Below are 1,085 nucleotides of genomic sequence, written 5' to 3' on the forward strand. Positions count from 1 at the left end.
TGGTTTTCCGATCAGCTGATCCGGCAGGAAAGCGGGCTGGTGCCCGGCCAGACCCTCAGCCTGTCAGATATGCAGGCGGGGCTGGGCTGGCTGAACAGCAATCCGTTCCGCACCGTCGATGCCCTGTTCTCACCCGGCTCGGCACAAGGCACAACCGATGTCACCCTGCAGACAAAGGATCGCCTGCCCCTGCATGTCTATGGCTCCTACGACAATGCGGGCGTGCCCTCGCTCGGCGCTTCCGAATGGGCGGTGGGCGGCACATGGGGTAATGTGGCGGGGCTGGGGCAGATCCTCTCCTACCAGTTCACCCATAGTGTCAGCGACCGCTACAGCGGCCACGCCCTGAGCTGGACAGCCCCCCTGCCCTGGCATGACCGCATTCAGGTCTTTGGCTCCTATGCGTGGGAAAAACCCGATATGCGCTCCAGCGGCGCCTATCTGGGCGAGACCGGCCATAGCGGCCAGGCCAGCCTGCGCTATATCCACGACCTGCCCGCCATCACCTTCGGCCCGCATACGCGCATGACCGAAGATGTGCAGATCGGCTTTGACTTCAAAACCACCAACAACACGCTCGAATTCGGTGGGCTGCACGTATTCGACAGTCTGGCCGAGGTCGATCAGTTTCCCATTATCTACAATGCCATGCTGAACGACCCGTATGGCCAGACCACGTTCCAGAACCAGCTCGTGCTCAGCCCCGGCGGCATGAGCGGAGCCAACCGCCGCCGCAATTTCGAAACCCTCGTGCCCGGCTCAAACGACCAGTATGTGTATGACACGCTGAGCCTGACCCGCACCACCTGGCTACCCGCTGGCCTGTCATGGATTTTGCAGGCTACCGGCCAGCTGGCCAGCACCAACCTGATGTATAACAACCAGCTTGGCCTTGGTGGGCTTTACACCGCGCGTGGCTACTTTACCGATACCGCACTGGGCAGCGAGGGGGTGAGTGTCACCAACGAAATCCGCTCACCAGCTTTCAGCCTCTCCAGGTTCATCGCCCCCAACCTGCCCGTGCATGATACGGAACAGGTGGGGCTGTTCTACGATTACGGCCATGTCTCGCAGGTAAACCCCAT

General features: G+C 61.3%; 1 protein-coding gene. It reads left to right on the forward strand.

Going from position 1 to position 1,085, the window contains the following annotated elements; genetic code table 11:
- A partial coding sequence (locus tag J2D75_RS14255; RefSeq protein ID WP_207855452.1) for a ShlB/FhaC/HecB family hemolysin secretion/activation protein occupies positions 1–1,085 on the forward strand: 1,085 nt, incomplete at both ends.

The organism is Acetobacter suratthaniensis (genome assembly GCF_017377745.1).
Taxonomy (GTDB): Bacteria; Pseudomonadota; Alphaproteobacteria; order Acetobacterales; family Acetobacteraceae; genus Acetobacter; species Acetobacter suratthaniensis.